At 61.6% G+C, this 26,257-nt stretch carries 22 protein-coding genes, 1 tRNA gene and 2 pseudogenes; 19 read left to right on the top strand and 6 right to left on the bottom strand.

All coding sequences use genetic code 11. The annotated features are described in order from the left end of the window. Positions 1–96: 96 nt before the first annotated feature. A complete protein-coding gene (locus J2X57_RS07300) occupies positions 97–993 on the bottom strand; it encodes an SDR family oxidoreductase (protein ID WP_309865298.1) in 897 nt (298 codons plus the stop codon). A 98-nt stretch (positions 994–1,091) separates the two neighbouring features. Here J2X57_RS07300 and J2X57_RS07295 point away from each other — a divergent pair, with 98 nt between their 5' ends. From J2X57_RS07295 to J2X57_RS07265, 7 genes are all read left to right on the top strand, one after another. After that, positions 1,092–1,931, top strand: a complete 840-nt coding sequence (locus tag J2X57_RS07295) for a helix-turn-helix transcriptional regulator (RefSeq protein WP_036109415.1) — start codon at positions 1,092–1,094, stop codon at positions 1,929–1,931. 33 nt (positions 1,932–1,964) lie between these two features. Further along, positions 1,965–3,536, top strand: a complete 1,572-nt coding sequence (locus J2X57_RS07290) for a glycoside hydrolase family 30 beta sandwich domain-containing protein (protein WP_309865293.1) — start codon at positions 1,965–1,967, stop codon at positions 3,534–3,536. A 190-nt stretch (positions 3,537–3,726) separates the two neighbouring features. After that, positions 3,727–4,830: a J domain-containing protein gene (locus J2X57_RS07285; RefSeq protein ID WP_309865290.1), complete on the top strand. Its 1,104-nt coding sequence runs from the start codon at positions 3,727–3,729 to the stop codon at positions 4,828–4,830. A gap of 216 nt (positions 4,831–5,046) precedes the next feature. Beyond that, on the top strand, positions 5,047–5,895 hold the full coding sequence (locus J2X57_RS07280; protein WP_043698461.1) for an alpha/beta hydrolase: 849 nt from the start codon (positions 5,047–5,049) through the stop codon (positions 5,893–5,895). A gap of 67 nt (positions 5,896–5,962) precedes the next feature. Next, positions 5,963–6,493 (top strand): VOC family protein, encoded by a 531-nt coding sequence (locus J2X57_RS07275; protein WP_043696477.1) that lies wholly within the window; start codon positions 5,963–5,965, stop codon positions 6,491–6,493. Positions 6,494–6,561: 68 nt separating this feature from the next. Beyond that, complete coding sequence (locus J2X57_RS07270) at positions 6,562–7,314, top strand: SDR family oxidoreductase (protein ID WP_043696474.1); 753 nt, start codon at positions 6,562–6,564, stop codon at positions 7,312–7,314. A 45-nt stretch (positions 7,315–7,359) separates the two neighbouring features. Continuing rightward, on the top strand, positions 7,360–7,662 hold the full coding sequence (locus tag J2X57_RS07265) for an EthD family reductase (protein ID WP_043696471.1): 303 nt from the start codon (positions 7,360–7,362) through the stop codon (positions 7,660–7,662). A 33-nt stretch (positions 7,663–7,695) separates the two neighbouring features. Here J2X57_RS07265 and J2X57_RS07260 read toward each other — a convergent pair whose 3' ends face one another. Continuing rightward, positions 7,696–8,562: a LysR family transcriptional regulator gene (locus J2X57_RS07260; protein WP_043696468.1), complete on the bottom strand. Its 867-nt coding sequence runs from the start codon at positions 8,560–8,562 to the stop codon at positions 7,696–7,698. 825 nt (positions 8,563–9,387) lie between these two features. Between J2X57_RS07260 and J2X57_RS07255 the strand changes: the two genes are divergently transcribed. The 8 genes from J2X57_RS07255 to J2X57_RS07220 all read left to right on the top strand — a co-directional run bounded on the left by J2X57_RS07255 (position 9,388) and on the right by J2X57_RS07220 (position 20,833). After that, positions 9,388–14,790, top strand: coding sequence for a hypothetical protein (locus J2X57_RS07255; protein WP_309865284.1), 5,403 nt, complete (start codon positions 9,388–9,390; stop codon positions 14,788–14,790). 17 nt (positions 14,791–14,807) lie between these two features. Then, entirely contained in the window at positions 14,808–15,806 is a 999-nt protein-coding gene (locus J2X57_RS07250; RefSeq protein ID WP_052191430.1) for an RHS repeat-associated core domain-containing protein, read from the top strand. Further along, complete coding sequence (locus tag J2X57_RS07245; RefSeq protein ID WP_051943204.1) at positions 15,803–16,273, top strand: Imm26 family immunity protein; 471 nt, start codon at positions 15,803–15,805, stop codon at positions 16,271–16,273. Before J2X57_RS07250 ends, J2X57_RS07245 begins: the two co-directional genes overlap by 4 nt. Before the next feature lie 29 nt (positions 16,274–16,302). After that, positions 16,303–16,641 (top strand): ribonuclease E inhibitor RraB, encoded by a 339-nt coding sequence (locus J2X57_RS07240; protein WP_036109448.1) that lies wholly within the window; start codon positions 16,303–16,305, stop codon positions 16,639–16,641. 1,534 nt (positions 16,642–18,175) lie between these two features. Beyond that, entirely contained in the window at positions 18,176–18,493 is a 318-nt protein-coding gene (locus J2X57_RS07235) for a putative toxin (RefSeq protein ID WP_308846391.1), read from the top strand. A 14-nt stretch (positions 18,494–18,507) separates the two neighbouring features. Continuing rightward, positions 18,508–19,092 (top strand): hypothetical protein, encoded by a 585-nt coding sequence (locus J2X57_RS07230; protein ID WP_043696459.1) that lies wholly within the window; start codon positions 18,508–18,510, stop codon positions 19,090–19,092. A gap of 898 nt (positions 19,093–19,990) precedes the next feature. Beyond that, positions 19,991–20,326 (top strand): RHS repeat-associated core domain-containing protein, encoded by a 336-nt coding sequence (locus J2X57_RS07225; RefSeq protein WP_275451497.1) that lies wholly within the window; start codon positions 19,991–19,993, stop codon positions 20,324–20,326. Between the two features lie 111 nt (positions 20,327–20,437). Then, positions 20,438–20,833: a hypothetical protein gene (locus tag J2X57_RS07220; protein WP_156108669.1), complete on the top strand. Its 396-nt coding sequence runs from the start codon at positions 20,438–20,440 to the stop codon at positions 20,831–20,833. A gap of 124 nt (positions 20,834–20,957) precedes the next feature. Here the strand turns inward: J2X57_RS07220 and J2X57_RS07215 are convergent. Next, positions 20,958–21,733 (bottom strand): annotated as a pseudogene (locus J2X57_RS07215) (transposase); the annotation flags it as partial. A 249-nt stretch (positions 21,734–21,982) separates the two neighbouring features. On the opposite strand from J2X57_RS07215, the gene J2X57_RS07210 reads away from it, so the two are divergent. Both J2X57_RS07210 and J2X57_RS07205 read left to right on the top strand, forming a co-directional pair. Beyond that, a complete protein-coding gene (locus J2X57_RS07210; protein ID WP_036109455.1) occupies positions 21,983–22,591 on the top strand; it encodes a DUF416 family protein in 609 nt (202 codons plus the stop codon). Between the two features lie 141 nt (positions 22,592–22,732). Then, positions 22,733–23,041: pseudogene (locus J2X57_RS07205) on the top strand (transposase); the annotation flags it as partial. Between the two features lie 42 nt (positions 23,042–23,083). Here J2X57_RS07205 and J2X57_RS07200 read toward each other — a convergent pair. After that, positions 23,084–23,968: a LysR family transcriptional regulator gene (locus tag J2X57_RS07200; RefSeq protein WP_043696456.1), complete on the bottom strand. Its 885-nt coding sequence runs from the start codon at positions 23,966–23,968 to the stop codon at positions 23,084–23,086. 79 nt (positions 23,969–24,047) lie between these two features. Here J2X57_RS07200 and J2X57_RS07195 point away from each other — a divergent pair, with 79 nt between their 5' ends. Together J2X57_RS07195 and J2X57_RS07190 are read left to right on the top strand one after the other, a co-directional pair. Further along, positions 24,048–24,758, top strand: coding sequence for an SDR family oxidoreductase (locus J2X57_RS07195; RefSeq protein ID WP_036109460.1), 711 nt, complete (start codon positions 24,048–24,050; stop codon positions 24,756–24,758). A 47-nt stretch (positions 24,759–24,805) separates the two neighbouring features. Beyond that, positions 24,806–25,051, top strand: a complete 246-nt coding sequence (locus tag J2X57_RS07190) for a tautomerase family protein (protein WP_308846392.1) — start codon at positions 24,806–24,808, stop codon at positions 25,049–25,051. A 264-nt stretch (positions 25,052–25,315) separates the two neighbouring features. Here J2X57_RS07190 and J2X57_RS07185 read toward each other — a convergent pair. Continuing rightward, a tRNA-Ile gene (locus tag J2X57_RS07185) sits at positions 25,316–25,391 on the bottom strand. 64 nt (positions 25,392–25,455) lie between these two features. Beyond that, complete coding sequence (locus J2X57_RS07180; RefSeq protein WP_036109468.1) at positions 25,456–26,001, bottom strand: hypothetical protein; 546 nt, start codon at positions 25,999–26,001, stop codon at positions 25,456–25,458. Between the last annotated feature and the right edge of the window lie 256 nt (positions 26,002–26,257).

Here is a 26,257-nt window from a genome sequence, read left to right as displayed (position 1 = left end):
AGCGACAAGAAGAAGCCCGCCAAGACCATGAAGGAAAAGAAGGCGGCGAAGGACGAGAAGAAGCGCAACCAGCACTGATTGCGCTTCTGACCCTGCTCAGGCGGCGACGGAGTAATCCATACGCCTGAGATCCTCGAGGAGCGTCGGGCCCGCCGGGTTCCATCCCAGGGCTTGACGCGTCCACGCGCTGGACGCCGAAAGATCCATACTCATGAAGGCGCTCATCCAGCCAAAGTAGGCGGCGGATTCGCTCGCGTCGATCGATTTCACCGGGATGCCAAGGCCTTCGCCCAGCGCTTCGGCGATGGCGCGGGCCGTGATGCCCTCTTCAGCCACCGCGTTGTAGCGCGTGCCCGGCTTGCATTGTTCGATCGCCAGACGGTACAGGCGTGCCACGTCGAGCACATGAGCCGCGGGCCAGCGGTTTTGTCCGTCGCCCACATAAGCGGAGACGCCTTTTGCGCGAATGATGTCCAGCAGCGGCGTGATCAGGCCCTGCTTCACCGGGTCGTGCACCTGAGGCAACCTCACCACCGACACGGCGACACCTTTGTCGAGCAGTTCGTTACCGGTGATCTCCGTGAGCGTGCGCGGGTTCGGGTGCGCCGCATTGAACACGTCCTCGCGGGCCAGCTCGCCATGGCCGGGGCTGCCTATGCCCGTACCCGATGTAATCAGCAGCGGCCGGTCCGAGCCGATCAGGGCGGAGCCGAGGGCGCGGATCGCCCGCTGATCCTTCTCGCAGTTGGCGACGAAGTTCGCGAAGTTGTGGTCGAACGCCGTGTGAATGACCGCATCCGCCTGCGCCGCGCCAGCGCGGAGGCTCTCCAGATCCTCCAGCTCGCCGCGGTGTACGTCGGCACCCGCCGCCTGCAGCGCCTGCGCGCCGGAGTCCGAACGGGTCATGCCGAGGACTTGGTGTCCGGCGGCGATCAGTTCCGGCACGATTCGTGAGCCGATGAAGCCGGTGGCGCCGGTGAGAAAGATACGCATGAGTGCTGCTCCCAATTCGTTGTAGGAGTACGATGGGCGCGTCGCTCATACTGTTAAAGTAGTGACGTTATCGTGGTATAGGAACCAACAGGATCGCTATGTCCGTCCCTGTCGACAATCCACTCGGTACCTTCCTGCGCGACCGGCGCACCCGGCTGGACCCCGCCACATTCGGTTTCGTCGGCGGCCGGCGGCGCACGAAGGGCCTGCGTCGCGAAGAAGTCGCCCAGCGCGCCAACATCAGTCCCACCTGGTACACGTGGCTGGAACAGGGCCGGGGCGGTGCGCCATCCGCCGACGTACTCAACCGCATCGCCGTCGGCCTGATGCTGACCGAGCCGGAGCGCGAGCACCTTTTCATGCTCGGGCTCGGCCGGCTGCCTGAAGTGCACTACCGTGCGGCCAATGGTGTATCCCCGCGGCTGCAACGCGTGCTCGATGCGTTCGAGGTCAGCCCCGCGATCGTGCGGACGGCTCTGTGGGATGTCGTGGCGTGGAATGAGGCCGCCGCCGCCGTACTGACAGACTACGCGCTGCTGCCTCCCGACCAGCGCAACATCCTCCACCTGATGTTCTCGAACCAGCGCGTGCGTGCTCACCAGGACGACTGGGAAAGCGTGGCTCGCTTCGTCGTCGGTGCGTTCCGTGCGGACGTGGCGCGCGCCGGAGCGACCGCGGAGATCGGCCAGTTCGTCGAAGACCTTTCGCGCATCAGTCCGGAGTTCGAGGCGATGTGGCTCGATAACGACGTACGCGCGCATGGCGAAGGTCTCAAGCGCATTCATCACCCGGAACTCGGGCTGCTCGAACTGGAGTATTCGGCGTTTGCCGTGGATGGTCGGCCGGACCTGTGCATGTTCGTCTACAACGCGGTGTCGAGTGCGGACTCGGCACGGATCCGCGAACGCATCGAAGCACGACGGGCTTCAGCGACGTGAGTTGCCGCGCGGTCGAGCGGACAGGCGTCCGGCATGGGTGAAGCGCGCGAGCCGTCCCGTTCGTTGGCGGTGTTCTTCATGGTATTGATCGCGGCGATCACGGTGGCGGTGCTCAACGCTCCGCGCTCCCAGCGCCCGTCGATAGCCCGCAGCGACGTCATGCCGCCGGCCGGTCCGATCCTGCCCACCGTCGATGTCTGGCTGAGTACGGCGGATCATCGAAAGAAACTTACGGCGGAGCCGAGCGTCGCAATGACGGAGGCTACATCGTCGCCTGCCGACATCGTGATCGACAGCGACGTCGCCTATCAGTCCATCGTCGGTTTCGGCGCGGCGATGACGGACTCGTCCGCCTGGCTTCTGCACAACACGCTGGGCGAAGTTCAGCGCGATGCGTTGATGAAGGAGCTTTACGGATCGCCGCCCGGTCTCAACTTCAACATGATGCGCCTGACCATCGGTGCGTCCGATTTCTCGCCGCACTTCTACACGCTCGACGATCTGCCATTCGGTGCGACCGATCCCGACCTGAAACACTTCAATGTCGCGGAGAACATCCCCGACCTGATCCCGGTGGTGCAGGAGTCCCTCGCCATCAACCCTGGCTTGCGGATCGTCGCGTCGCCATGGAGCGCACCGGTATGGATGAAGACGAGCGAGAACCTGATCGGCGGCGAACTGCTCGAGACATACGAGGGCGCTTATGCCGACTATCTCGTGCGCTACGTCGACGCGTACCGGCGCCACGGTATTCCGATTTACGCGCTGACCTTACAGAACGAGCCGAGGTTTTCTCCGATCAGCTACCTGGCGATGCCCATGTCGCCCCAGACACGCGCGCGCATCATCGGTCGATACCTCGGGCCGAAGCTCGCCGGGCGCTCGCCACGTACGCGGATCCTCGAGTGGGACCATAACTGGAGTCATCCCGAGGAGCCGCTGGCCGTGCTCGGCGATCCCGACGCGGCGCCTTACGTCGACGGCGTCGCCTGGCACTGCTATGAAGGCAGCCAGCACGAACAGGGTACCGTCCATCGAGCGCATCCCGACAAGGATACGTTCATCACCGAATGCTCCGGAGGCGACTGGCCGCTGAGCATGAATGGCGAGCTGCTGTGGTTTACGCGCAATCTTCTGGTCACGGGCACCCGGCAATGGGCACGTGGCGTCATCTACTGGAATCTCGCCCTCGACGAAAATCACGGGCCGCACTTCGGCGGATGTGCGGCATGCAAGGGCGTGATCACCGTCGATTCGACGACGGGCCGCGTGAGCCGGAATGACGAGTACTACGCGCTCGGGCATTTCAGCCGCTTCGTCCTTCCCGGCGCCGTGCGGATCAAGTCCAACGACACCGATGCGGAGATGGGACTGGCCAATGTGGCCTTCCGCAATGAGACCGACGGATCGATCGTGCTCGTGCTGGTCAACATCCGTACAGAGGCGCGTACGGTGTCGGTGGTGGAGGGTGGGCGGCGCTTCGAGTACCGGATGCCTGCGGAGAGCGTGGGCACCTTCGTGTGGAATCCGGAGCCGTTCGGGCGTTGGTTGCGCCTTATCCAGCAGTGGTCAGGACCGATCCGGAATCCGCCGCGCGTCGAATGAGCAGAAGCCTTCCGCCGCGGGAGGGGCGGCTGCTTGCGGTGTCGGTGGTCATTCCGGTGAGGCGGCTCGATGAGCCGGGGGCGCCGGCGGAGCGTGTTTTCCTGGCATTCGCTATTCGCGAATAGCGAATATCACGGCTTATCATGGGCTGGGACGCGTCGCGCGTCAGTCCATTCCGTCGGGAACGCTCATGTTGAAGAAAATCCCCGGTGCTGTCGCAGTTGGCGGCACCGATAGCGAAAAGCCGTTGTCGAAGGGCCAGAAAGCCTTCAATACGCTCAGCGAGAAGATCGCCAAGCGCCGTGCGACGTTGGCCGAGTGGGAGGTCTTCGGCACCGACTTCCGGCGCCGGTACACCGACGAAGTCGTGCCGCTGCAGAACAGCTTCGACGCAATACGCATTCAGATGCTGCATAAGCTCGATCAGTCGCACGACGCAAAGGGGCTGACCAAGGGCGAGCGCCAGACGATCGAGGATCTCATCAGTCACATCGCCGGCGACCTCATGGAGTCAAGCGACGATCCCGCCGTCGAGGAACTCTATCGTCGCTACAGCGGGGCGGACGACGCGAAGAGCGCCGAGGCCCTGGCGGATCTGAAGCAAACGTTGGAGACCGAGTTCGGTGTCGATATCGCCGACGACGTCGACCTGAATTCGCCTGAAGCCGTGCTCCGTCATATCCAGAGACAACTCGACGAGCAGGAAGATGCCGAGCGCAGGCATCGCGAAGCGAAGGAGGAGTTTCACGCCGAGCGAAAGAAGGCAAAGAAGCCGAAAGCCGCCGAGGAGCGCGCGCGTGCCGAGGAGGCGGAAGTCCACCAGTCCCTGCGTGAGGTCTACCGCAAGCTGGCCAGCATGCTGCATCCCGACCGCGAACCCGACCCCGTGGAACGCGAACGCAAGGCAGTCCTGATGCAGCGGGTCAACGGAGCTTACGCCAGCCGCAGCTTGCTGGACCTGCTCGCGATCCAGCTCGAACTGGAGCACATCGACCAGATGGCGCTGGATAGCATCGGCGAGGAACGCCTCAAACGCTGGAATACGATCCTCAAGGAGCAGCTGCGTGGGCTCGACCAGGAGCTTTCCGAGGTGCACTTCGAATACCTGGCCCGATGCGGGCTGGGCCCGATGGCGACGGTGTCACCGGCGAGTGTGAAGCGCCATCTCACCGCGAGCCTCACCGACCTGCGCCATTACATCAAGGCGTTCGAACAGGATCTTCGTTCTTTCGATGACGTGAAACGACTGAAACTCTGGTTGAAGCAGATGAAGTGGGAGCTTTCCGCGCGATAACAGGGTCGCGATGTGGGTCACGCGACGCCTTCTCCCCAGTGAGTTGTCCGGAAGGCCGGTTCACGGCGCCGTCGTTCGCTGTATCCGCCCCCGAACATATCTGCACATTCAATGCGCAGCTTTGTCAGTGCTCGAAGCAAACGCCTCTTGGTAGCTTAAAAGGCATCGGCGCGATCCGCCGGTGCAAACCAAGGCCATTCTTCGATGAAGTTCGACATGCATCCGACCGTAGCGGGCTTCAGCCAGCAGCTGATGGCGGTAAACGGCATCAGGATCCATGCCGTTACCGGCGGCAAAGGTCCGCCCGTCCTTCTCCTGCACGGCTGGCCTGAAACCTGGTGGGAGTGGCATCACGTGATGCCGTTACTCGCCGGGCATCTCAGTGTCGTCGCTGTCGATCTGCGCGGCGCAGGCTTTTCCGATTGCCCGCTCGATGGCTACGACAAGGCGACGATGGCACGCGACGCACACGAGGTCATGCGTTCCCTCGGCCATGAGCGCTACGCGGTATGCGGGCACGATATAGGCGGCATGGTCGCGCTGGCGCAAGCGGCGTTGTTCCGGGATGCGGTCAGTCATCTCGCGGTGCTCGACGTTCCCCTCCCGGGTTGGAGTGAGTGGGAGGAGACCATCGCAAGGCTCTGGCACTTCTCGTTCCATATGAATCGCGATCTGCCCGAACGGATGATCCATGGCCGGGAATACGACTACGTCGCGGCCTTCATGGCGGAGCGTTTTTACGACCACAGCAGCTTCAATCCGATCGATATCGATATCTTCGCGAAAGCCATGGCGCTTCCCGGGCGCACACGCGGCGGTATGGAGTGGTACCGAACGCTCGCTAGCGATCACGCCGCTGCGCTGGAGTACAAGACGCAACCGCTCGACATGCCGGTGCTTGCCCTGGGCGGCGACCGGCGGTTCGGCCCGCGCATGGTGTCGATGCTGAAAGAGTTCGCGACGAACGTAACGGGCGGCTCGATCGAGAGGTGTGGTCACTATGTCGCCGATGAGCAGCCCGGGGAGGTTGCCGCGGCGCTGCTCGGTTTTCTCGAAGCCACGTGATCCCTGGAAAGTACGCCAGCGAGTCCTTTCCTCACTCTTCCAACTCTCATCTCAAACGGAAACCATCATGTCCGCTCCTGAAATTCGCGGCGTCAATCACGTCGGTATCACCGTCCCGGACATCGAGGCAGCGAAATCCTTCCTCATGGAGGCGTTCGGTGCCGAGCTTCTTTATCAGTCCTTCGGTCCGCAGGATCCGCCGCGACAAGGCCCCGAGTTCGAGCGGGCAGTGGGCGCCTATCCCGGCACCGTCGTCCGGGCTCAGGCGATGATGAAGATCGGGACCGGCCCCGATATCGAACTGTTCGAGATGCATGGGCCGGAGCAGGCGCAGCCCATCCGCGCGAGCGACTTCGGTATCACGCATTTCGCGCTGTACACCGACGATATCGACGCCTCCGTGGCGCGCTTCGAGAACGCGGGCGGCAAGCCGCTTACCGCACCGCGCCCCATTCCCTATGCGACCGAGAAAGGCCCCGGCAACAAGGTCTGCTATTGCCAGATGCCCTGGGGTACGACGATGGAATTCATCACCACACCGGATCGCATGCCTTACCACGATCAGACCGATCTTCGCCGGTGGCAGGACGAGGGTTGAGCGATGCGAGAAGGTTGGAGAGACATGATCTTCCCGCGACAAAACGATTGCCCACAGGTGGCCTTGCCGTGACCGACTCATCCCTTCCGCTGGCCGGTAAACGTGCCCTCGTTACCGGTGCCGCACGCGGCATCGGCGCGGCTATCGCGAAGAAACTGGCCGCCGATGGCGCAGACGTCGCGATCACCTACGAGAAGTCGATGGAGAAGGCCGAGGCCATCGTCGCCGACATGCGCGCCCTGGGCCGCCGTGCCCTAGCCATCCAGGCCGACGCGGCAAATCCGGAGGCCTCGATCACGGCGGTCGAACGCGCCGTGGCCGATCTGGGTGGTCTCGATATCCTAGTAAATAACGCTGGCGTCCTCGTCGCTGGTCCTTTTCCTGACCAGTCCCTCGAGGACATGGACCTGCTGCTCAACGTCAATGTGCGCGGCGTTTTCGTAACCACGCAGGCGGCGTTGAAACACATCCCGGACGGCGGGCGTATCATCACGATCGGAAGCAACGCGGGTTTGACCGTTCCGTTTGCGGGCATCGCGGTCTACGCGGCAACCAAGTCCGCGATGGAAAGCTTCACCCGCGGTCTCGCCCGCGAGCTCGGCGCTCGTGCCATCACCGTCAATCTGGTTCGTCCGGGTCCCATCGACACCGATATGAACCCTGCCGATGGCTCTCTCGCCGCGTCCATTCTCCCGAGCCTTTCCATTCCCCGCTACGGGAAGACCCAGGAGGTCGCCGAAGCCGTTGCCTTCCTCGCGGGTCCTGGGGCTGCCTACGTCACAGGCTCGGGCATTCTCGTCGACGGCGGCATCGCCGCATGAGCTCTCGCCCCTTTTCGAGGGCGGCAAAAACACAGGTGAAAGACGATGACGAAGATGATGGTGATCTGCACGGGTGATGCCGGGACGCGCTTCGACCGGGACTACTACGCCAACGAGCACCTTCCGTTGGCCAGGGCGTGCTGGGGCGAGCATGGGCTTCAATCGGCGGAAGCATTCTTCCCGTACGCCGAGGGCGGAAACTGGATCTCGATCGGCGTCTACACCTTTTCGTCGGAGCAGGGTGTACACGACGCCCTGGCAAGTCCAAAAACCCGGCAAGTGATGGATGACGTGAAGAACTTCACCGATTCGATCGTGGTGCTCCGTAGTCTCTTCAGGGCGTTCTAAGCGCGAAGCGTAAGACAGGGCAACCGGAGTGCTTCATGAGGCCTGATCGGGGGTCGAGAGCATGGCGTCCGCGATCTCGATCAACGCGCGAAGCCTGTCCATCCGCTTGAGATCCTGGTGGTATCCCACCCACACGTCCCGGCTGGGCGGCGCCTCACCGGCATCGACGCGCAGCAAACCCGCCGTCGCGTTGCCCAGCGGGCGTGGGAGGACCGCCAGACCCGCGCCCCGGAGGCACATCTGCGCCTGCACCGACCGACTGGTGCTGGCGAATGCGAGGCGAGCGCCGGGAAATCGGTCGCGCATCCATGCAACATCAGGAAAGTGCGACTGTGCTTCATTCATGACGATCAGGCCGACGGATGCAGGATCGTCGGCCATTTGCTTCAACGTCGCGGGCGATCCGTAAAGTCCGTAGGGCATGCTCATCAGGCGACGCTGAACCACGTCCGGTTCGGTAAACGGCACGATGCGAAAAGCGATGTCCACATCGCGACGAGCGAGATCCGACAAACGGTATCCCGCGATGACCTCGGGAACCACGGCGGGATGCTGGCCGATCAGTGCCATGAACACCGGCGCGAGCACGTAAGCCGCGAACCAGTCGGCGCATCCAATGCGCAGAATGCCCTCCAGTCGTTCGTGGTTTCCCAGGAGACGGCGCTCCATCGACAGCGCGGACTGCTCCATCGCCTCGGCGGCGCTTACGATGCCATCGCCGGCATCGGTCAGGACAAGTCCGTCCGAGGTGCGCCGGAACAAGGCTTGTCCCGCCTCGCCTTCAAGCACCTTGATCCGCCGCCCGATCGTAGGGTGACTTACCCCGAGACGACGTGCCGCCTCACCGTAGGAGCCGCTTCTGAGCACGGCAAGGAATATGCGGACGTCGCTCCATTCCATGCGCGTGCCTCAGTCGGGAAGAGGGCGAAATATGCAGCAGGCCGGGGCTGGCGGCAAGCGGGGCATGTCTGTGATTCTTGCTGAACGTAGCACGCCCTTGATGGAGGCATTCGGGGCTGCCGATGTACAAACCGGAGATGGGACTCGAACGTGCCTATGCCAGCTGGCGGTCAGAGCCGATGGCAGGTGAGATTGCGGAAGCGTACGTTAAACGTTCCGTGCAAGAAGCTTGCGGCTATGTTCAGAGTTACATCGAGCGCTATCGCCTATTTCGAGGCGTTTCGAGCGCCGTCTGCGAGCAGCAAAACTCGATCATGGTGAATAGCCCGACACTTTCAGGACGAACCAGGTGAGCTTTTGGTTCCTTTGGAAGCCGCGGTGCTCGGTCGGGGCGGCTCAGGCAAGTCTTGACGCGTTGAACCGATAGCGCTGTGATCTTCATTGCATCCCGAGGCGCGCAGATCGCCGCGTCTGCGACTGACGATCGACATGCAACCGTTCCCTTCGTTCGCATTCCCGCCTGCCCCCGGTGCCGTACTCAGCAGAAGAGTCGCGACTTGTAGGTGTCCTCCACCGCGTTGTGTAGGCGAAACCCTACAGCCACTAGGAAAGTACGAAGCAACCCACTGTAGTGCAAACGCTTTGCGCCGACGCTGATGGCTTTCACTCGCTCTTGACATAGACGAACACGCTTGTACTCGTCCCGAATTGATTTCTAAAGTCGGACGCTCGATCGGGGGCCACTGGCTGGGGAAAGCGATGCAAGGGACGAATCAGGGGTGGACGCGCCATGCGCGTCCGATGATGCGCGGGCTGTGGATAGTCATGCTCTTGTGCGTGGCGGGCGTGCCTGCCGTTGCGCTCGGCCAGACCACCGCCAAGCCTGAGGATGAGTACAAAAAGCTCATCAAGGTCAACGAAGACATCCAGCCTCTGGGTGACACGCCGTTCGGCGAACGCATCGGGTTGCAAGATGGCTCGCTGAGCTTCAGCCAGACCGACGTCTCCCTGTCAGGCACCGGACCTGCCTTGACCATCGGCCGCACGTTCGCGCTTCACGGCGTGGAAGACCGCCCCGATCTTCAGGCGCGCGCTTTCGGCGACTGGGATATCGAACTACCCCAGATCTTCACGGTCACGGCGGACCAGAACAACGTCACCGGATGGCAGGTCGCGGCGAGCAATCCCAACGCGATCTGCTCGAGCTTCGGGCCACCGCCCAGCGTTGCCGCCCCCACGGGCGATTCGGAGCGTGCCGACTGGGAGCCAAAGACCTGGTGGCAGGGCTACCAACTGCGCATCCCGGGTCAGGGCAACCAGGATCTGCTGACGCGGTCTGCGGCGAACACGGCCACGCCTGGCGTGGCGGGGCTCGCTTACCCCATCGTGACCCGCGCCAACTGGGCGGTGGGCTGTTTGCCGCAGGCGGCTAACGATGCATCCATCGAAGGCTTCCTGGCCGTGTCACCGGATGGCACCAAGTATTGGCTGGACCACATCGCCTATCGATACATGCCGTCGTTGACGCGTCCGCTCGGTTCCGGCCCGGAGACGTTTGCCGGGATCCACATCTTTGCGTCCGCCGAGGACTTCATCACTCGCCGCGAAGGCCGGATGCTGGTGACCCGCATCGAAGACCGCTTCGGTAATTCGGTTTCTTACACCTACAGCGGGGATGATGTCACCGACATCGCTGCGTCGGACGGTCGCCATGTCACCCTCACGTACCAGACCGATCCGGACACCGGGGCCAGCAGCCATCGTGTCAGCACGATCACCGTTCAGGGCGGCGATGCGGGCACGCGGACGTGGACCTACAGTTATGTGAAGTCGAACGCGAATCTGGTCTACACGCTGACCTCGGTGCAGCAACCGGACGGGAGTAGCTGGGGGTATAACCTCGACCCGCTCAATGGCGCATGGATCGATTCTCGTACGTCCGGAGGTACCTGCGGCGCGATTGGCGTGCCGGGCAACATGGACAGCCCGCCGATCACCGCCACGGTGACGCACCCCTCGGGCCTGGCAGCGAGCTACACCGTCGCGCCGCTCAAACGTGGGCGCTCGTATGTGCCGCAAGAGTGCATGTCCGGGCCGAACGTGCCTGCCACGCCCAATTATCCGGGCACCTGGGCCGCCATCCCCAACGCGTCCTACAGCATGGCCATCACGCAGCGGGTGCTGACCGGCACGGGCCTGCCGCCGAATGGGTTGGGGTGGAGCTACAGCTACTCGGCGGCCAACGAGAGTTGGGCACAAGACTGCACGGCGGTGGCCTGCGCCACGACCGTGTCTACCGATGTGGCGTATCCCGATGGTCATGTGGAGCGCAGCACCTTCTCCAACCGGTACGACTGGACGGAGAGCCAGCTGCTCAAGGAAGAGGTCTTCGACGGCGACACGACCACCGCTTTGCGTCGCACGACCGCGTACAGCTATGTGAACCCCGATGCGACACAGGACGCGCGGGCAGCAGCCTACGTTCACCCCTGGGGTTATGCGCCCCAGCAGCGCATCAACGCGGCTCAGTTGCAAGAGCAACTGCCGATGACGACGCGACAAACCACGGTCGACCCCGCAGCCAACGCGACGCCCGACATTTACCTCTGGAATGTCACCGCTTTTGATGTCTTTGCGCGACCGCAGGATGTGACCCGATCCAACAACTTCGGCTACAGCGTCAGTGAGCGGTCGACCGCCACGGATAACACCGCCTTGTGGGTGCTCGGGCTTCCCTCGCAGACAGACAACCTGACGAGCGGCGAGACAGTCAGCAAGACTGTCTATGACCCAGGCACCGCGACACCGGTCGAACGCGACAGCTTTGGCGTGAAGGTCATGGACTACACGTTCGACGCGCAAGGCCAGCTCGCCAGCTTCACCGATGGCAATGGAAAGACCACCACGTTGGGCAGCTACGTCCGCGGCATTCCCACCACCATTGGCTACCCCGACAGCACCAGCCAGACGGTGGCCGTCGATGGATTGGGGCAGATCGCCGCAATCACCGATCAGGCCGGTTCCACGACAAGTTATGGCTACGACGCCATCGGGCGCATTGCACGTGTGGATTACCCGGCGGGCGACAGCACCGCATGGGCGCCTAAGACCTACGCGTATGTGTTTTCCGCCGATGCGCGCGGGCTGGGCGGCAGCCATTGGGTTCGCACGATTACGCAGGGTAGCCTGAGTCAGCGGACCGACTTCGACGTTCTCCTGCGTCCCGTCCTGGCGACAAGGTCCGATGCCACCACCGGTGCCCTGGCGGTCTCGTCGAGCACCGAATACGACTGGGCTGGACGCAAGACGTTCGAGTCATATCCCCAGTCGGGCACGCTCGACCTTGGTGCGCTGGTACAGGGCACCCGAACCGCCTACGACGTGTTGGGGCGTCCGGTGACCACCACCCAGTTTTCCGAACTGAACAATCTGGTGTCTACGACGGCCTACCCGGCCGGTGGGGCGCGCACCGTAACCGACCCGAAGGGCAATGTGACGACCAGTCACTTCCAGGTGTTTGACCAACCGGGCTTCGACAACGTGGTGAAGGTGGAAGCGCCGGAAAGCGTCACCCAAACGATCACTCGCGATATCTACGGCAACGTGCTGGCAGTCGTGCAAGGCGATCTCACCCGGACCATGGCCTACGACGGACAGCATCGGGTGTGCCGCTCTTGGGAGCCGGAGACCGGGAGCACGATGACCGCCTACGATGCGGCGGATAACGTGGTGTGGACCGCGGCGGGTCAGCCCTTCAACGGGGACGGTTGTGGCTACGATCAGGTCGCGGACTCGGCAAAGACGGTCAGTGCCTACGACGCGATGAATCGCGTCACCTCGGTCACCTATCCGAATGGCGCGCTGGCGACCACCTTCACCTACGACGCGCTCGGTAAGCTTGCATCGGCGGTCTCGGCCAGCGCCGGAAGCAACGCCAATGCCACCGGTTCGGCATCGTGGGCATACGGTCGCAACAAGCTTGGGCTACTGACAGCCGAGGTGCTCTCGGTGGACGGTTGGTCGTGGACCCTGGGCTATGGCTACGACGGCAACGGAAGCCTGGCGAGCACGCAATATCCCGATGGCACCACCGTTGCGGCCACGCCGAACGCACTGGGTCAGCCGACGACGGCAGGTGCGTATGCGACGGGCGCGACCTATTTTGCCAACGGAGAGCTGCAAGCGGCGACGCTGGGCAACGGCGCGGTCTATTCCGCCGAACAAAACGATCGCAAGCTCCTGCTGAATTTCAGTTTTGGCTCTGCCGCTCAGCCGGCGGTGAGCGAAGACATGACGTACGACGCCGTGGGGAACATCGTCGGCATCACCGACCAGTCGGGGTCGGATCAACGCACGCGCACCATGACCTACGATGGTCTGAGTCGCTTGATGTCGGTCACCGCCCACAATCTTTGGGGTACGGAAAGCTACACCTACGATACCCTCAACAACATCCGCAGCCTGACCGACAGCAACGGGACGAACACCTACACCTACGACGCGAACAATCGCCTGGCCTCGATCAGCAACAATGGGGCGACGGTGCACAGTTTCACCTACGACGCCCAAGGCAATACGACCAAGAAAGACACGCAGGCGATGACCTTCGACCTGGCCAATCGACTGCTGTCCGTCGACGGAAAGGGCGACTATCTCTACGACGCGTCGGGCCACCGGGTGAAGGCGGTAACGCCTCAAGGCACGACCTACTACGCCTACAACAGCGCAGGGCAGCTGATGTGGCAATACGACAACGCGACCACGGCGGGCACCAGTTTTGTCTATCTGGGCAAGAAGCTGGTGGCCAGCCGCAAAGCTGCCACCTCGGTCATCCTCGGGACCATCGAAGGCGTAAGCACCGGCACCGACGCAGTCATCACGGGATGGGCATGCGCCAGCGGACTGGCCGCGTCGGTGGATGTGCACCTTTACGTCGGCGGTCCGGCCGGTTCCGGCACGGGTATCGGTGCGTTCACCGCCAACCTGGATAGTGAGGAGACGATCCAGGCCGATTGCCACTCGACCGGCACCAAGCATCGCTTCAGCATCCCGCTCACAGAAGAGCAGCGCGGCGAGTACGCGGGCGAGGCCATCTACGTCCACGGCATCTCGCCCGTCGGCGGTGAGAACACGCTGCTCTCAGGGTCGGGTTCCTTCGTGGTGCCGCCGTCGACGCTGGCCCCCGGCGCGCCCGCTACCGTCACGGCGGCCGCGGCTCAGGACCTGTCGAGTATCGCCGTGAGCTGGTCGGCCGCGAGCCATGCGACCAGCTACACGGTCGAGCAGTCGGTCAACGGTGGCGCCTGGGCCACGCTTTACACCGGCGCGTCCACCAGCACGACCGTCAGCGGCCCGGCGGACGGCAGTTATCAATTCCGTGTGGCAGCGTGTAATGCGAACGGTTGCAGCACGCCCACCGTTTCCTCGACGGCGACGGTCGCGCATGTGCCGCCAACGCCAGCGAGCATCACGGCACCGGGCAGTTCGACAGGCGCCGCGGCGCTGAGCTGGGCCGCCTCCAGCTATGCCACCTCGTATCAGGTCGAGCACAGCCAGGATGGCAACTGGGTCCAGGTCTTCGCCGGTGCCGCGACCAGCGCGACGATCAATGAACCGGCGTCGGGCAACTGGTACTACCGCGTCCGCGCATGCAACGGTAACGGATGCAGCGGGTATGCCACCAGCGGTGTGGTGATCGTCACCGTACCTCCGTCGTCGGCCCCTTCGATCGCCGGCGGTGGAACCACCAATAGCGGTGCCTACACCATCTCGTGGACTGGCGTGGGTGGAGCGACGTCCTACAACCTCATCGAGTCCGTGAACGGAGGCGGCTGGACCGGCGTGCAGAACAATGGCGCCACCAATTGGTCCACCAGCGGCCGGGGGGATGGCACCTATGTCTACCAGGTGCAGGCGTGCAACGGCGGCGGATGCGGCCCCTACAGCGGGCAGGCCGTCGTCACCGTCTCCAATATCCCGCCGGCTCCTCCCGGACCCACGTTCACGAACACCTACCATGGCACCAAGGTGACGGTGCTGGTCAAGTGGGTCGCCCAACCCTATGCCACACGCTACGAGCTGCTTGAGAACAATCAGCTGGTCTACAACGGACCCGACCTGTCGTTCAGCTCGCTGCACGACAAGACCGTCAGCATCACCTACATGGTTCGTGCCTGCAACGCCGTGGGCTGCTCGGCTTACAGCCCCGCGCGGAGTGTGACGCCATGACGATCAGGAGTGCCTCCATGGAAACCGTCTCTCCGACCACTGTCCGTTCATCACGCCGGCGAGGTCCGAACTGGATCACAGCGGCGCTGCTGCTTCTGGCACTTCTGTTCGCCGCCTCGGGATCGGCGCGCGCTGCGGAGACCGTGACCTACTACTACACCAGTCCTCAGGGTACGGTGCTGGCCAAGGCCGATGCGTCGGGAAATATCCTTAGCAGTGCGGATTACCGGCCTTACGGTACGCAGGCGCTGGGTACGCCGGAGCAGGGGCCGGGATATACGGGGCATGTAAACGATGTCGATTCGGGCTTGGTTTACATGCAAGCCCGATACTACGACCCGAGCGTGGGTCGCTTTCTTTCAGCGGACCCGGTCGGCACCACAGCGGGCAACGCACTGCGATTTGGGCGCTTTACCTACGCCATCAACAATCCTGTTCGTATGGTTGATCCGAACGGTCAGCAGGAAGTTGACGCAGATGAGTTGGACATTGAGACTCGGGCGGCCTTGTCCAGGCTTAATCCGCCAATTGGTCCAAACATGGCGGCTCCGGGCTTCACGCCTCCCGCAACCCTTGCGCCTGGTCTGCTGCCGGAAACATTTCCAGAACACCAAGTTGCTCAGGAACTAGGCCTGGAGCAGCGCACAGACGTTGGTGAAAATTTACCTAAGACAGAATCGAAAGCTGAAAAAACCTATCAGATTTATATCAAGACAAACTCTGCCACGCGCGAGATATACACGGGTCGAACGAGCGGGACGCGGTCGCCGACCGAGAATGTCGCTCGGCGTGATGCCAATCACCACATGACGGGAAAGGGGTTCGGTCCGGCCATCCTCATGTATTCTTCGTCGAATCCCAACGCCATTCGTGGCCAAGAGCAAATTATGATCGACAATTACGGCGGTTCCCAGCGATCCGGAGGGACCTCCGGAAACGCAATTAATGGCATAAGTCCCACAAATGATTCGATTGACGAATACATCAAAGCCGCACGAACGGAGTTCGGTGAATGAATGAATCGAAGAAGCGTGGTGGGCGCCCCCGGGTCGGTGATGTAGTGTCGATAGCACTCGATGAAGCCGGGACTACAGCTTATGCTGTCGTCCTTGAGAAATCTCAATTTGCCTTCTTCGACGGTCGAAACGCTTCGGAAATTGATGAGGTCATTCGGCAGGCCCCGATGTTTTATGTTTCGGTCATGAACAGCGCAGTTACAACCGGCCGGTGGCCCTTTGTTACTGCTCGTCCCGAGCGCGTTGCAGCGTTGAAGGCGCCGCCAACCTTCATTCAAGACCCGATCAATCCTGAGAAATTTCAGATTTATGATGCCGGTATTATGCGGCCGGCCACGCGCGCCGAGTGTTCGGCCTTGGAGCGAACAGCGGTGTGGGACGCTGAACATGTTGAAGACCGCATTCGAGATCAATATGCTGGTCGCGAGAACAAATGGCTTCTCTCCCTGCAGATAGATGCTATTTGACCGGTAGATGGGTCGCTTAGGGGTGTGCGATGAGCATCGTGAAAGACTTGGCATCCAACGCCCAAGCGGATATCGATTTGCTGCGGCTTCGTGACCGACAGGGCGACGTGTTTGCTCGCCATCGATCAGTCGATTTCGTCTTCGTCTCGGAAGACGAAGCCCAAGCGTCGGCCGTAGCCGGATTCTTGAGTGACTATCAATATGCCACGACGATGCTGACATCGAGCGGCGGCGACTACCGCGTTGTCGCGACGATTTCTATGTCGGTCGAGCAGCAAGTCATTCTTTCGGTGTCGGGATTCATGACGTGCATTGCCGCGCTCTTCCAGGTGAGTTACGACGGCTGGGGCGCCCCAATCATCGGTTGAAAATTGATGGTCAAGGTAGGAACCGTTCACCGTTGCGTAGGTAGGGCGATTCCAGCGAGCATTTTCGAATATGCGGTAACTCTCTTCGAGATCCCTGGTCAACCAGTGTGAGCGAGTACAAGGCCGGGCTCGATGCTGCTGAAGTCATCGGGTAGTCCAGGTTGGGGATTGCGCTCGTTGAACCGCCTGGGCGGGGCGACACGGCGACACGGCGCCGCGGGCTGGGGTTGCACAGGCCACGAGCAAGGTGGCCAACACGCTGCCTAGGGCGACACCTTGTCGACGATCCCCGCCATAAGGGCACCACGCCGGGCGGTCGTGACTCGGCGAAGTATCGGCAACTCGTTGCCGGTGCAAAGAACCCGACGGCATCACCGGGGCCATGGCTTGTGATGGCGTGACCGACGACAGGCGAGGCGCTCGGCTGAACACTTCGTAGTACACGTCGCTGTCAAATAGTCTGATAGCGTTCCTGACCGTTCAGTGTCGTTGCCACATTCAGCAGTTCCAGTGTGCCCAGGACGCGCGAAAGAGCCACTCTTAATACGCCCACGCCGGGAGCAGCGAGGGGAAGCACGCGCATGTCATGGCCTGGCCGCTTCCTTTTCGAGGCATACGGACCGCAGTTGGCGCGAGCGGTGACGGGGCGATGCCGTTGCGTTCCCGCATGCTTGCGCCATCCTTGGTTTCGTCAGCAACTGCAACCGCCAGTCTTCTTAAGTAGATTTGGCATAAGCGGAGTCGACGCAGAGTAGGACGATTTACGTGGTGCAGTGCGCGTCTACTTGTTCTCCGAACAACGCGCCCTTTGGGGACAACCCCTACGGGTTGTACGTTCTTGCGACACCCGCAGGCCCGCTCACGCGTCTGTCGGCCTGCACCAACGCCTCCGGGCGGACACCGTTTGGACATCGATTCGCGCAATGGTTTGGCCTCACAAATTCCGTGATTCGCCGGATTTGTGCAATTGACGTTTTCGGCCCCGATGCTTGAATGGACATGCGAGGCGGCGTGCTCTTTCCGTCGCAGCGCGCCAGCGCCCTTCAGATTGTTCGACCGTCTGCGCTGAAGAAATATTCCCATCATCATAAGCACAAGGAAGCCGCATGCATCACGCTCGCCCCCATCTTTCCGTCCATTCGCGCTCTCGGCGCCACTCCGCTGTGTCGGGTGCGGCCTACCGCATGCGCTTGCGACTCTTCGACGACCGCGCCAAACGCTGGCGCGATTACCGGCCGCGCCGACATGTCGACAGGGTCATCTTTGCCAACACCATCGCGCCAGCGGGATCCCCAGCGTGGGCGACGGACCCGGCCTTGCTGTGGAACATCGTCGAAGCCGCGGAACAGCGCAAAGACTCGCAAATCGCTCGGGACTACCGCATCCCCGTTCCGCGCGGCGTTCCGGAGGGGGCTGCCGACCTCCTTCCTATTTCACGTCGAGTATCTCCTTCGGGCTCAACTCGCCACACGCTCGCCACACGCCTCGTGGCGAGTTACGCGGTGCCAGTCGTGCTCTTAATGCCGGCGAGCGCATGGCTCAGATCGCCTCTAAGGGCCGCAGGGGTGAAGAGGCGGTGCGCAAAATGGTGGACATCGGCGATAAGGTCGCCGTCAATGTCAATGGGCGGATGCGGATTCCGGATGGCTTCATTCCGGGCCGACCGCTAAGCGAGGTGAAGAATGTTGCAACTCAGGGATTGACCGAGCAGCTGCGTGACTATATTCAGATAGCCGCAAGTCGTGAAGTTCCGTTCAATCTTTATACCAACGAGAGCACTAAGATCACACAGCCTCTCCAGGAACTGATCGATGCGGGGACAGTCAATCACTTCCGGTTGCCAATGAACTGATACTCGGATCACCTATGTTGACTGAAGATGGAAAGAGAAAGAAAGCTGATCTCGAAGCAAAAGTGCAAGAGCGGATGACTCGCGGAAAAAATGAGCAACGCGCTCTCCTATCGGAGCTTTTGGCGGTTGGCGTCAAAGTGGATATGGTCAACCTTCTGCCCATGATTCCAACGAAAGAATATACCGCGGCAATTCCCATTCTGGCTCGGCACTTGCACACTCAATATTCGGAAGCGACTCTCGAATCGATCGCACGCGCGCTGGCAACTCAAGAAGCGAAAGATTATTGGGACGACCTCCGTGCGTTGTATGTGCATGAACGAAACCGAATGGCGCAAGACGGGGGTGACTTCGAAATGGGCCTAGCTGCCGCAGTCGCCGCAAGTTGTCCTCCCAACCGACTGGGAGAACTGATTGAGTTGATCCGAAATCAAGAGCTGCCCCATCGCGTGTTACTTTTGAACCCACTTCGTCGGCGGCGAGGGAAGGACGCAAAGATTGCCGAGCTGTTAGACGAGCTTCGCAGGGATCCAGCTTTGGCGCGCGAGATCAACAGTTGGAAGATCCTGCCAGCGCAGAGCGTCGCGCGGACACACTAGAAAAACCTTACTGCTGGGACGCTCCTGGGACAGTATCGATTGATCAACAACTCCAGGTGTTGGATGCGGGTGCTGGATAACCAGCCGCGCGAACCGCCCGGCGTCCGCTGCTGTCGATCTGCTCAATCATCCGTCGGTTTTCATCCGGCTTTCGCGTATCGATCGACTTTGGTTCCAGGTTCCCGTTTACCGCCTCGGCTTGGTGCTTCCGCTTTCATCGGCGCTCGCCGGCCGCAGCGCTCTGTGCTCGGCACTGCAATCGGCGTGGAGTTGACGCTGCAGGTTGCTGTCGATGCTGGCGTGGGTCCAGAGGCCATCACCGCTGCGGTGGCAGAGGTGATGGAACGTCTGGGCTATGGGGTCAGCCGAACGCGCGCCGGGTCGCCCGAAGATCCCGTCTGATCGATGCCATGCTGACGCCCCATTGGCTCGCCAGTTGTGCGGCCGTAACCCCGGCCGGGTGCCGTGCGGTGACGGCACGGCGCCGCTCAACCACGCGTGCCATGGGGGTGCCTCCCGCTGCCGCATCGTGCGCCACGATGTAGCCGACCCGTTGCCGACTCACCCCAAGTTGCCGGGCTATAGCCGAGCAGCGCAGGCCTTGGCTGTAGAGCGATAGGGCCTTTTCCCGGGTGGTCATTCGAGCCCATGGAGAGGCGGGGTTTTTGGCCCAGCCCAGGGTGCCGCGCGACGATGACATGGCGCAGCCGTTCGATTTTGGCACGCACCGCCTGATCGAGTTCGCCAAGGCCCCCGGAAGCGCTCCAGCGCGGTGGGCTTGGCGTTGAAACGGCCTTCCTCCAGCGCATTGGCCTTGAGCCGGTCCAGGCCCAGCCGTTCGCGGAGCTGCTCTAGGTCGCCTTCGGTGGCATACATGCGAAAACGGTCCCGCTGGCGGGTGAAGGCCACCATCGATAGGTGGGTATCTTTCATGTATGCGGACGGCTCTGACGCCCCGCGCGCGGTGACCAACGCGACGGGTCAGTTGGTGTGGTCGTGGCCGTTGCAGTCGAACGCGTTTGACGAGGCATCGCCGATCGGTACGCTGACGCTCAACCTTCGATTCGCGGGGCAGTATGCCGATGCCGAAAGCGGGCTGGTCTACAACGGGCATCGCTATTACGAGCCCTCGACGGGCGCTATGTCCAAAGCGACCCCATGGGTCTGGCCGCGGGCAGTTCGACACGTGTGGTACCAAGGATTCTGGGACCACATCTGGAAATGCGGTCGTTGACCATCAACCGCCGCAATCGTTGGGAAAGGCCACTGAGTTTTATCCACACTGCATGAGCTGCATGCGCCGTCAGGGTGGAGAAGTTAGACAGCAGAAATTAAGGAATCAGGAATGAAGAGCGTTGTGATCAGTGCGGAACATGGCATTATTTTCATCGTAGATCCAAGGAACAAAGATGCGATCGTTCCGGAATATGAAGACGACGAAATAGTCTCGGCAACAGAATCATGCATTTCGGTTGCGGTAAGGCCCTACATGGATGGTGATGTTGAAGTGTCTTTGTCAGAAGTGGCGCCAACCAAAGGTCTCGAATTGGTGGCCAGTCATTCGTTGCTTGTGCCCAATGGCATCATCGCAATAGCTACTGCCGAAATCGATCGAGTGCTTGATCAGGAAGTATCGCCTGGAAGCGTTAGGGTATCGGTTTGGGTGGACTCTAAAAGTAGCGTCACCAGGGTTTCCGTTGTTGTGGACTCATCGTCAGTTGCTTCTCGACTTGTGAACTGAGCATCGTGCGGGGGAAAGAGGTCTCAAAACGGCGCCGTCCCCCTCGATCGAGTGAGTGGCATGGGCGAACGTGCATGGGCACGTCTTCCGATGCTTCGGCACGCGCACGAATCGCGAAACCTCGGGTGCGAACAACGCGCGATGCAGGCAAATTGAGATCGATTTCCACGGCGAGTGCTTCGCGGTTGAAGTCATCAATGACATTGAACGTGCGGAACCGGTGACCGTCCCAGAGCGCGTCAGACATGAAGTCGACCTACCAGCTGCCATTGATCGCTTCGCCAGCGACCAACGGTAGCGGGTGGCGCATCGGAACACGCCTCTTGCCGCGTCGGCGGTGATTCAACTGCATCTGGCAATACACGCGCCAGACCCTCTTGTGGTTCCACGGCAGACCACGCCGACGGATGATCTGGAACAGCTTGTCGAAGCCGCGCTCGGGGAATCGCTCAGCCAGCTCAGCCAAGAGAGCGATGACGGGCTCATCCCGATCGGGGCGAGCCTTGTAGCGCAGCGTGGATCGCGAGAAGCCCAGTGCCTCACATGCCCGGCGCTCGTTCCATCCATGGTGTTCGACAGACCAGGAGATGAGCGGGCGCTTATGCGCCGGGTCTACAGCTTTTTTGCAATGAGATCCTTAAGCCCGTGGTTCTCTATCGCCAAATCTGCGTACATGCGTTTGAGCTTGTTGTCCTCTGCTTCCAGGTCGCGCAGGCGATGAACGTCCGACGCTTTCATGCCGCCCTACTTCGATTTCCAGGTGTAATAGGTCGCCTCGGAAATGCCCAGCTCCCGGCACATGTCCTTGACCTGCCTGCCGCCTTCGACCTGCTTTAGCGTCGCAACGATCTGGCTCTCGGTGAATTTGCTTTTGCGCTTCGTAGGTCTCCTTGGGGATATTTCGCCCGGAGACCTCGGTTTATGTCTGGCGTAAGTTTACGGTGGGTCGACAGGGGCAGGTTTACGGAAAAAGCGTTCCGAGGATGCATGCTGAAGTCAATGGCGTGAACGCGGCAAGGGAAATGGGACTGACTCCAACGGGTACGGCTGCCAGCCGCCTTATTTGCACATCATGCGTGCAAACTCTAGATCGTGAGGGCATCGATACGCTGTCACCCCTTAAATAATGAAACCCGCCTTGGAAGTGTGATGGACTACGATATTGCGCAGTTTGAAGAGAAATTGATCGAGCTTAGCGATCTGGAGCGACTTGGCTTCGGGATCTGTCTGCTGGAGCGTGCGTTACCCATGTTCTACGCGTTCCAGGCGGAGACGAATCATGCTGGCATGGGCGAAGTGATGGCTTCATTGGCGGCATGCTGGAAGACCATGGAGGATGGCCGGTGGGGTGAGCCGGCCTTCCTGACCAGTAATGAGTGTGAGAAGGTCATGCCGGATTCGGAGGATTATGATTCGTTCTATACCTCGGCGGCGCTCGATGCTGTGGACATTTGCTGTAGCTTGCTCGACTTCATTCACGCGAAAGACATTAGGTCGATCGTGGCGGCGACGCAGGTCCAGCTTGATACGCTCGACTTGGCAACCCAGAGGTTGTTGGATGAGGATGGCGTGGGTGACGATCATCGTTTAGTTCAGGGGCCCACTTCGCTGCTATCGCTCGAGTTGAATCGCATGCAAGACGATCTTTTCTTCCTTGCGGCGTCGAGCGCGCAGTCGGAGCCTCTTGCCTCTCAGCTTCGGCGGCGCGTCCTTGAGCTGAATTACCGGCAGATTGAGTTGATCCGCCGAGCTGAGTGAAATGCCACAGTCAGGATTCGCAACTCTTAGGCTTGTTGTTATACGTGACCTTAGCGGTTGGAAGGCCGATTTGCCAAACCGGTGACGCCATCGCGCGCAGGTGACCGCAGTCCGGGTCGCTCGGAAGCCTTCGGAGCAGAGGTGAACAACTACGCTCGCCGCCAAAGGATCTAAGGGATCTTCCTGGATGTCATCGAGCCCGGTAGACCGATGCAGCGCGGCTTCATCGAGCGTTTCAACGGCAGCCTTCGGCGGGGCGCACTCGATATGCACGTCTTTCGGAACCTGACGGAAGTGCGAGAGCAGGGACAGCTATGGCTAGCTGACTACAAACGCGAGATCCCACACGACAGTCGTGGCGGGCTGACGTCCGCCGAATTCAGGCAACAAAACGATCCGGCTGCCCCTGGTATGGTTGGTGCTAATCAACGGGGGAGACGACATACCTAAGCCTGACATGTGGCCACGAGCGCAGTCGATTCCAATCTTCAATTACCGAAAAAGATCGCGCGCCTGCTCGAACATGCTGACGATCTCGTCGGCGATGACTCGAATCGACGCGTCCTTGCGGTCGCGGCTGCGGGTCAGAAGATACACGTCCCTGGCAGCCGGTACCGATCCGAGATCGCAGATACGGAGCAGCGGTGTACTGCGGCCGATGTAGTGCGGGATGAGCGCCAGGCCCACGCCCGCCTGTGCAGCGATCGATTGCAGGAACTGGTCTTTCGCGCGGAACGCCACCCGCGCCCGGGGGAAGCGCTGCGACATCCATGCGGCCTGGGTGATATACCCGTCCGCTTCGTTGAAGCCAATCAACACCGGCTCGCCGCCGGCTTCGACTGAGCGACATGTCTCTTCGGTCCCATAGAACGCGTAACCCATGGTGGCCAGCGGGCGCGCGACGATGTCACCGTCCTTGGGTTTGTCGACCCGGATGGCGATATCCGCCTCGTGCCGTTCAAGGCTGACTGACCGCAGGGTATGGGCAAGATCGATATCGAGCTGTGGATATCGCAACGCCAAAGGGGCAAGGCGCGAGGCCAGAAAGCCGGCTGACAAGCCTGGTGACGAGCTGATCCGGACCAGCCCGCTCGGCGACCCGTCGGCCACGCCTCGCCTGAGGGTTTGCGCTGCCTGCTCCATGTCGCTGGCCGCCATAAGCGCCTGCGTCCCAGCCGCCGTAAGCACGTAGCCTTCCGGTCGCCGCTCGACGAGCTTTTCGCCCAGCGCCTGTTCCAGCGACTGCACCCTGCGCGCAACGGTCGCGTGATTGACCGAAAGCATCCGAGCCGTTGCGGAGAGACTGCCCTGCCGCGCCAGGGCCACGAAGACCCGGACATCCTGCCAATCCAGGTCTGTGCGTTTTTGCTCAGTCATTGATCGAAGATAGCTAATTTTCGAAGGGGCGACAGTGCCTTAAGTTCTGCCCATCCCGCAAGCAGAACGGACCACAGCCATGTCAAACACCAAGAAAGTAGCCATCGTCACCGGCGCGTCGCAGGGTATCGGCGAAGGCATCGTCAGAGGATTTCGAGCACGCGGCTACGCCGTGGTGGCCACGTCCCGCTCCATCAAGCCCTCGACCGATCCGGACCTTCTCACCGTGGCGGGTGACATCGGCGATCCGGAGACCGCAAGGCGCCTCGTTGCCGCTGCGGTGGACACGTTCGGTCGCATCGACACCCTCGTGAACAACGCCGGGATCTTCATCGGTAAGCCGTTCGTCGATTACACCGAAGAAGATTATCGGCTGAAGCTGAAGACCAATCTCGACGGGTTTTTCTTCACTACCCAGCAGGTCGTCCCCGTGATGCTGAAACAGGGCAGCGGCCATCTGGTCCAGATCACGGCGTCAACGGCCGAATTCGCCAGCTCCCGGGGGCCCGCCTTCATCGCCATGCTTACCAAAGGCGGAATGAACTCCGCCACGAAGAGCCTCGCTATCGAGTACGCGACGCGCGGCATTCGGGTGAACGCCGTGGCGCCCGGAGTCATCCGTACACCCATGCACGATCCGAAGCTTGTCGATGAGCTGGCCGCATTCCACCCGATGAACAAGCTGGGCGAAGTCGAAGACATCGTCCGCGCGGTGCTTTACCTCGAAGACGCCGCCTTCTCGACAGGCGAAATCCTTCATGTCGACGGCGGCCTGATCGCCGGTCGCTGAGCAAACCATGGGGGCGTTTGGCGTCCCCTTTATTCGGGAGAGTCGTTATGCCGATCGTGAACATTCTCGTGACCCGTGAGGGCACACGTCCTGGCGCAGAAAAAACCACTCAGGAGCAGAAGGCGGCCGTTTACAAAGGCATTGCCGACCTGCTGTTCGACGTCATGGGCAAGCCCCATGACGACACGATCGTTCTCTTTCAGGAACACGAAATCGAAGATATCGGACAGAGCGGCTTGCCTTTGGCGGATTTCCGCGCAAGGAGGGATCGCGACCGACAGGTCAACTCCTGACAGCAGTCCGTCGCCTTCGTACGCATGGCGATCTCCATACGTCGCCGGTCCAGCATCCGATCCGCCAAGGGACTCTTATCTACCAGACCGAAGTAGCGTGGCGGCCATTGCCTTCGGCGGTACTCGTCCGTGAACCGTTCGCCGGCAAGCGGGGCTTCGAGGCGATGCGCCTGGTGCGAAGGTAGCGGACGGCGTCAGTCCGAGGCGATGGCACCGCGAGAGGCGCCTCGACCGGGCGAATCAGCCATGTGCAGCTGAATCAAATGGTGGGCCCACCAGGACTCGAACCTGGAACCAAGGGATTATGAGTCCCCTGCTCTAACCATTGAGCTATAGGCCCGCACGGCTGCGAAGTGTAACGGTTGGCGCAGGGCACCGAAATGCCCATTCGCCTACAGCCCTTGTCAGTTCGACATCAGGACCGCTTCGATCTCGGGGTTTTGCTGGGCGAACGACTGTCCCGCCACGGCGTCGCTCACGTGGGCCGCGATATAGGCGCAGGCCTCGGCCACCGTGGTCTTGTGTAGCGCGCCGGCGAGGTCCTGCATCGACTGGCGAACCTTCTCCTCGAGCCGGCCACGGTTGGCATCGGTCGCGGCTGCCATCTCGGCTGTGGAGAAGCCCGATGCCACCATGATCTTGTCGGCCCGCTCGTACTCGGCGTCGTGCTTGCGCTGGAACGCCTGCACGTAGGCGGAGAGGTCGACGCCCTCCGCACGGCATACGTCGCCCGTGGTGCGCCCGTTGAGCGTGTAGAAGCCAAGGAAGCGACCGGCGGCGAACCGCTTCTGGTCCGCGAGGGGCAGGCTCTTCAGGTCCTTGGCGATGGGGCTCTGGGACGAGGGGGTAGCGGCCGCTGGTGCAGTTTGCGGAGGCGCTGAATAAGCCTCTGCCGAGAGCGTCGCCATCAGGGCGCAAGCGATCATCGAAGCGGGGCGGTAATACGACATATGCAATTTCCTTAAGCCCAGTTGGGTATGTCGCCATTAGACAGCAAAGTCCGACGCTGGATACGGTGGCGAAGTTGCTTCGGCCGATGGGGTTGCGCGCGGGGGTGGTGACTCGGGAGCGGGCGGAGGGGAGGGGTGAAGGGTGAGGGGTTTCCCAATCGCCAGCGGGGCTGGCTCCTACCAGAGCAGGTTCCTGGCAAGACATAAGAAAACGCCCGCGTAAGCGGGCGTTTTCGCATCGACCGGTGACCCGATA

The organism is Luteibacter sp. 1214 (genome assembly GCF_031455395.1).
Taxonomy (GTDB): Bacteria; Pseudomonadota; Gammaproteobacteria; order Xanthomonadales; family Rhodanobacteraceae; genus Luteibacter; species Luteibacter mycovicinus.
This window is presented reverse-complemented; position numbering and strand designations above follow the sequence as displayed.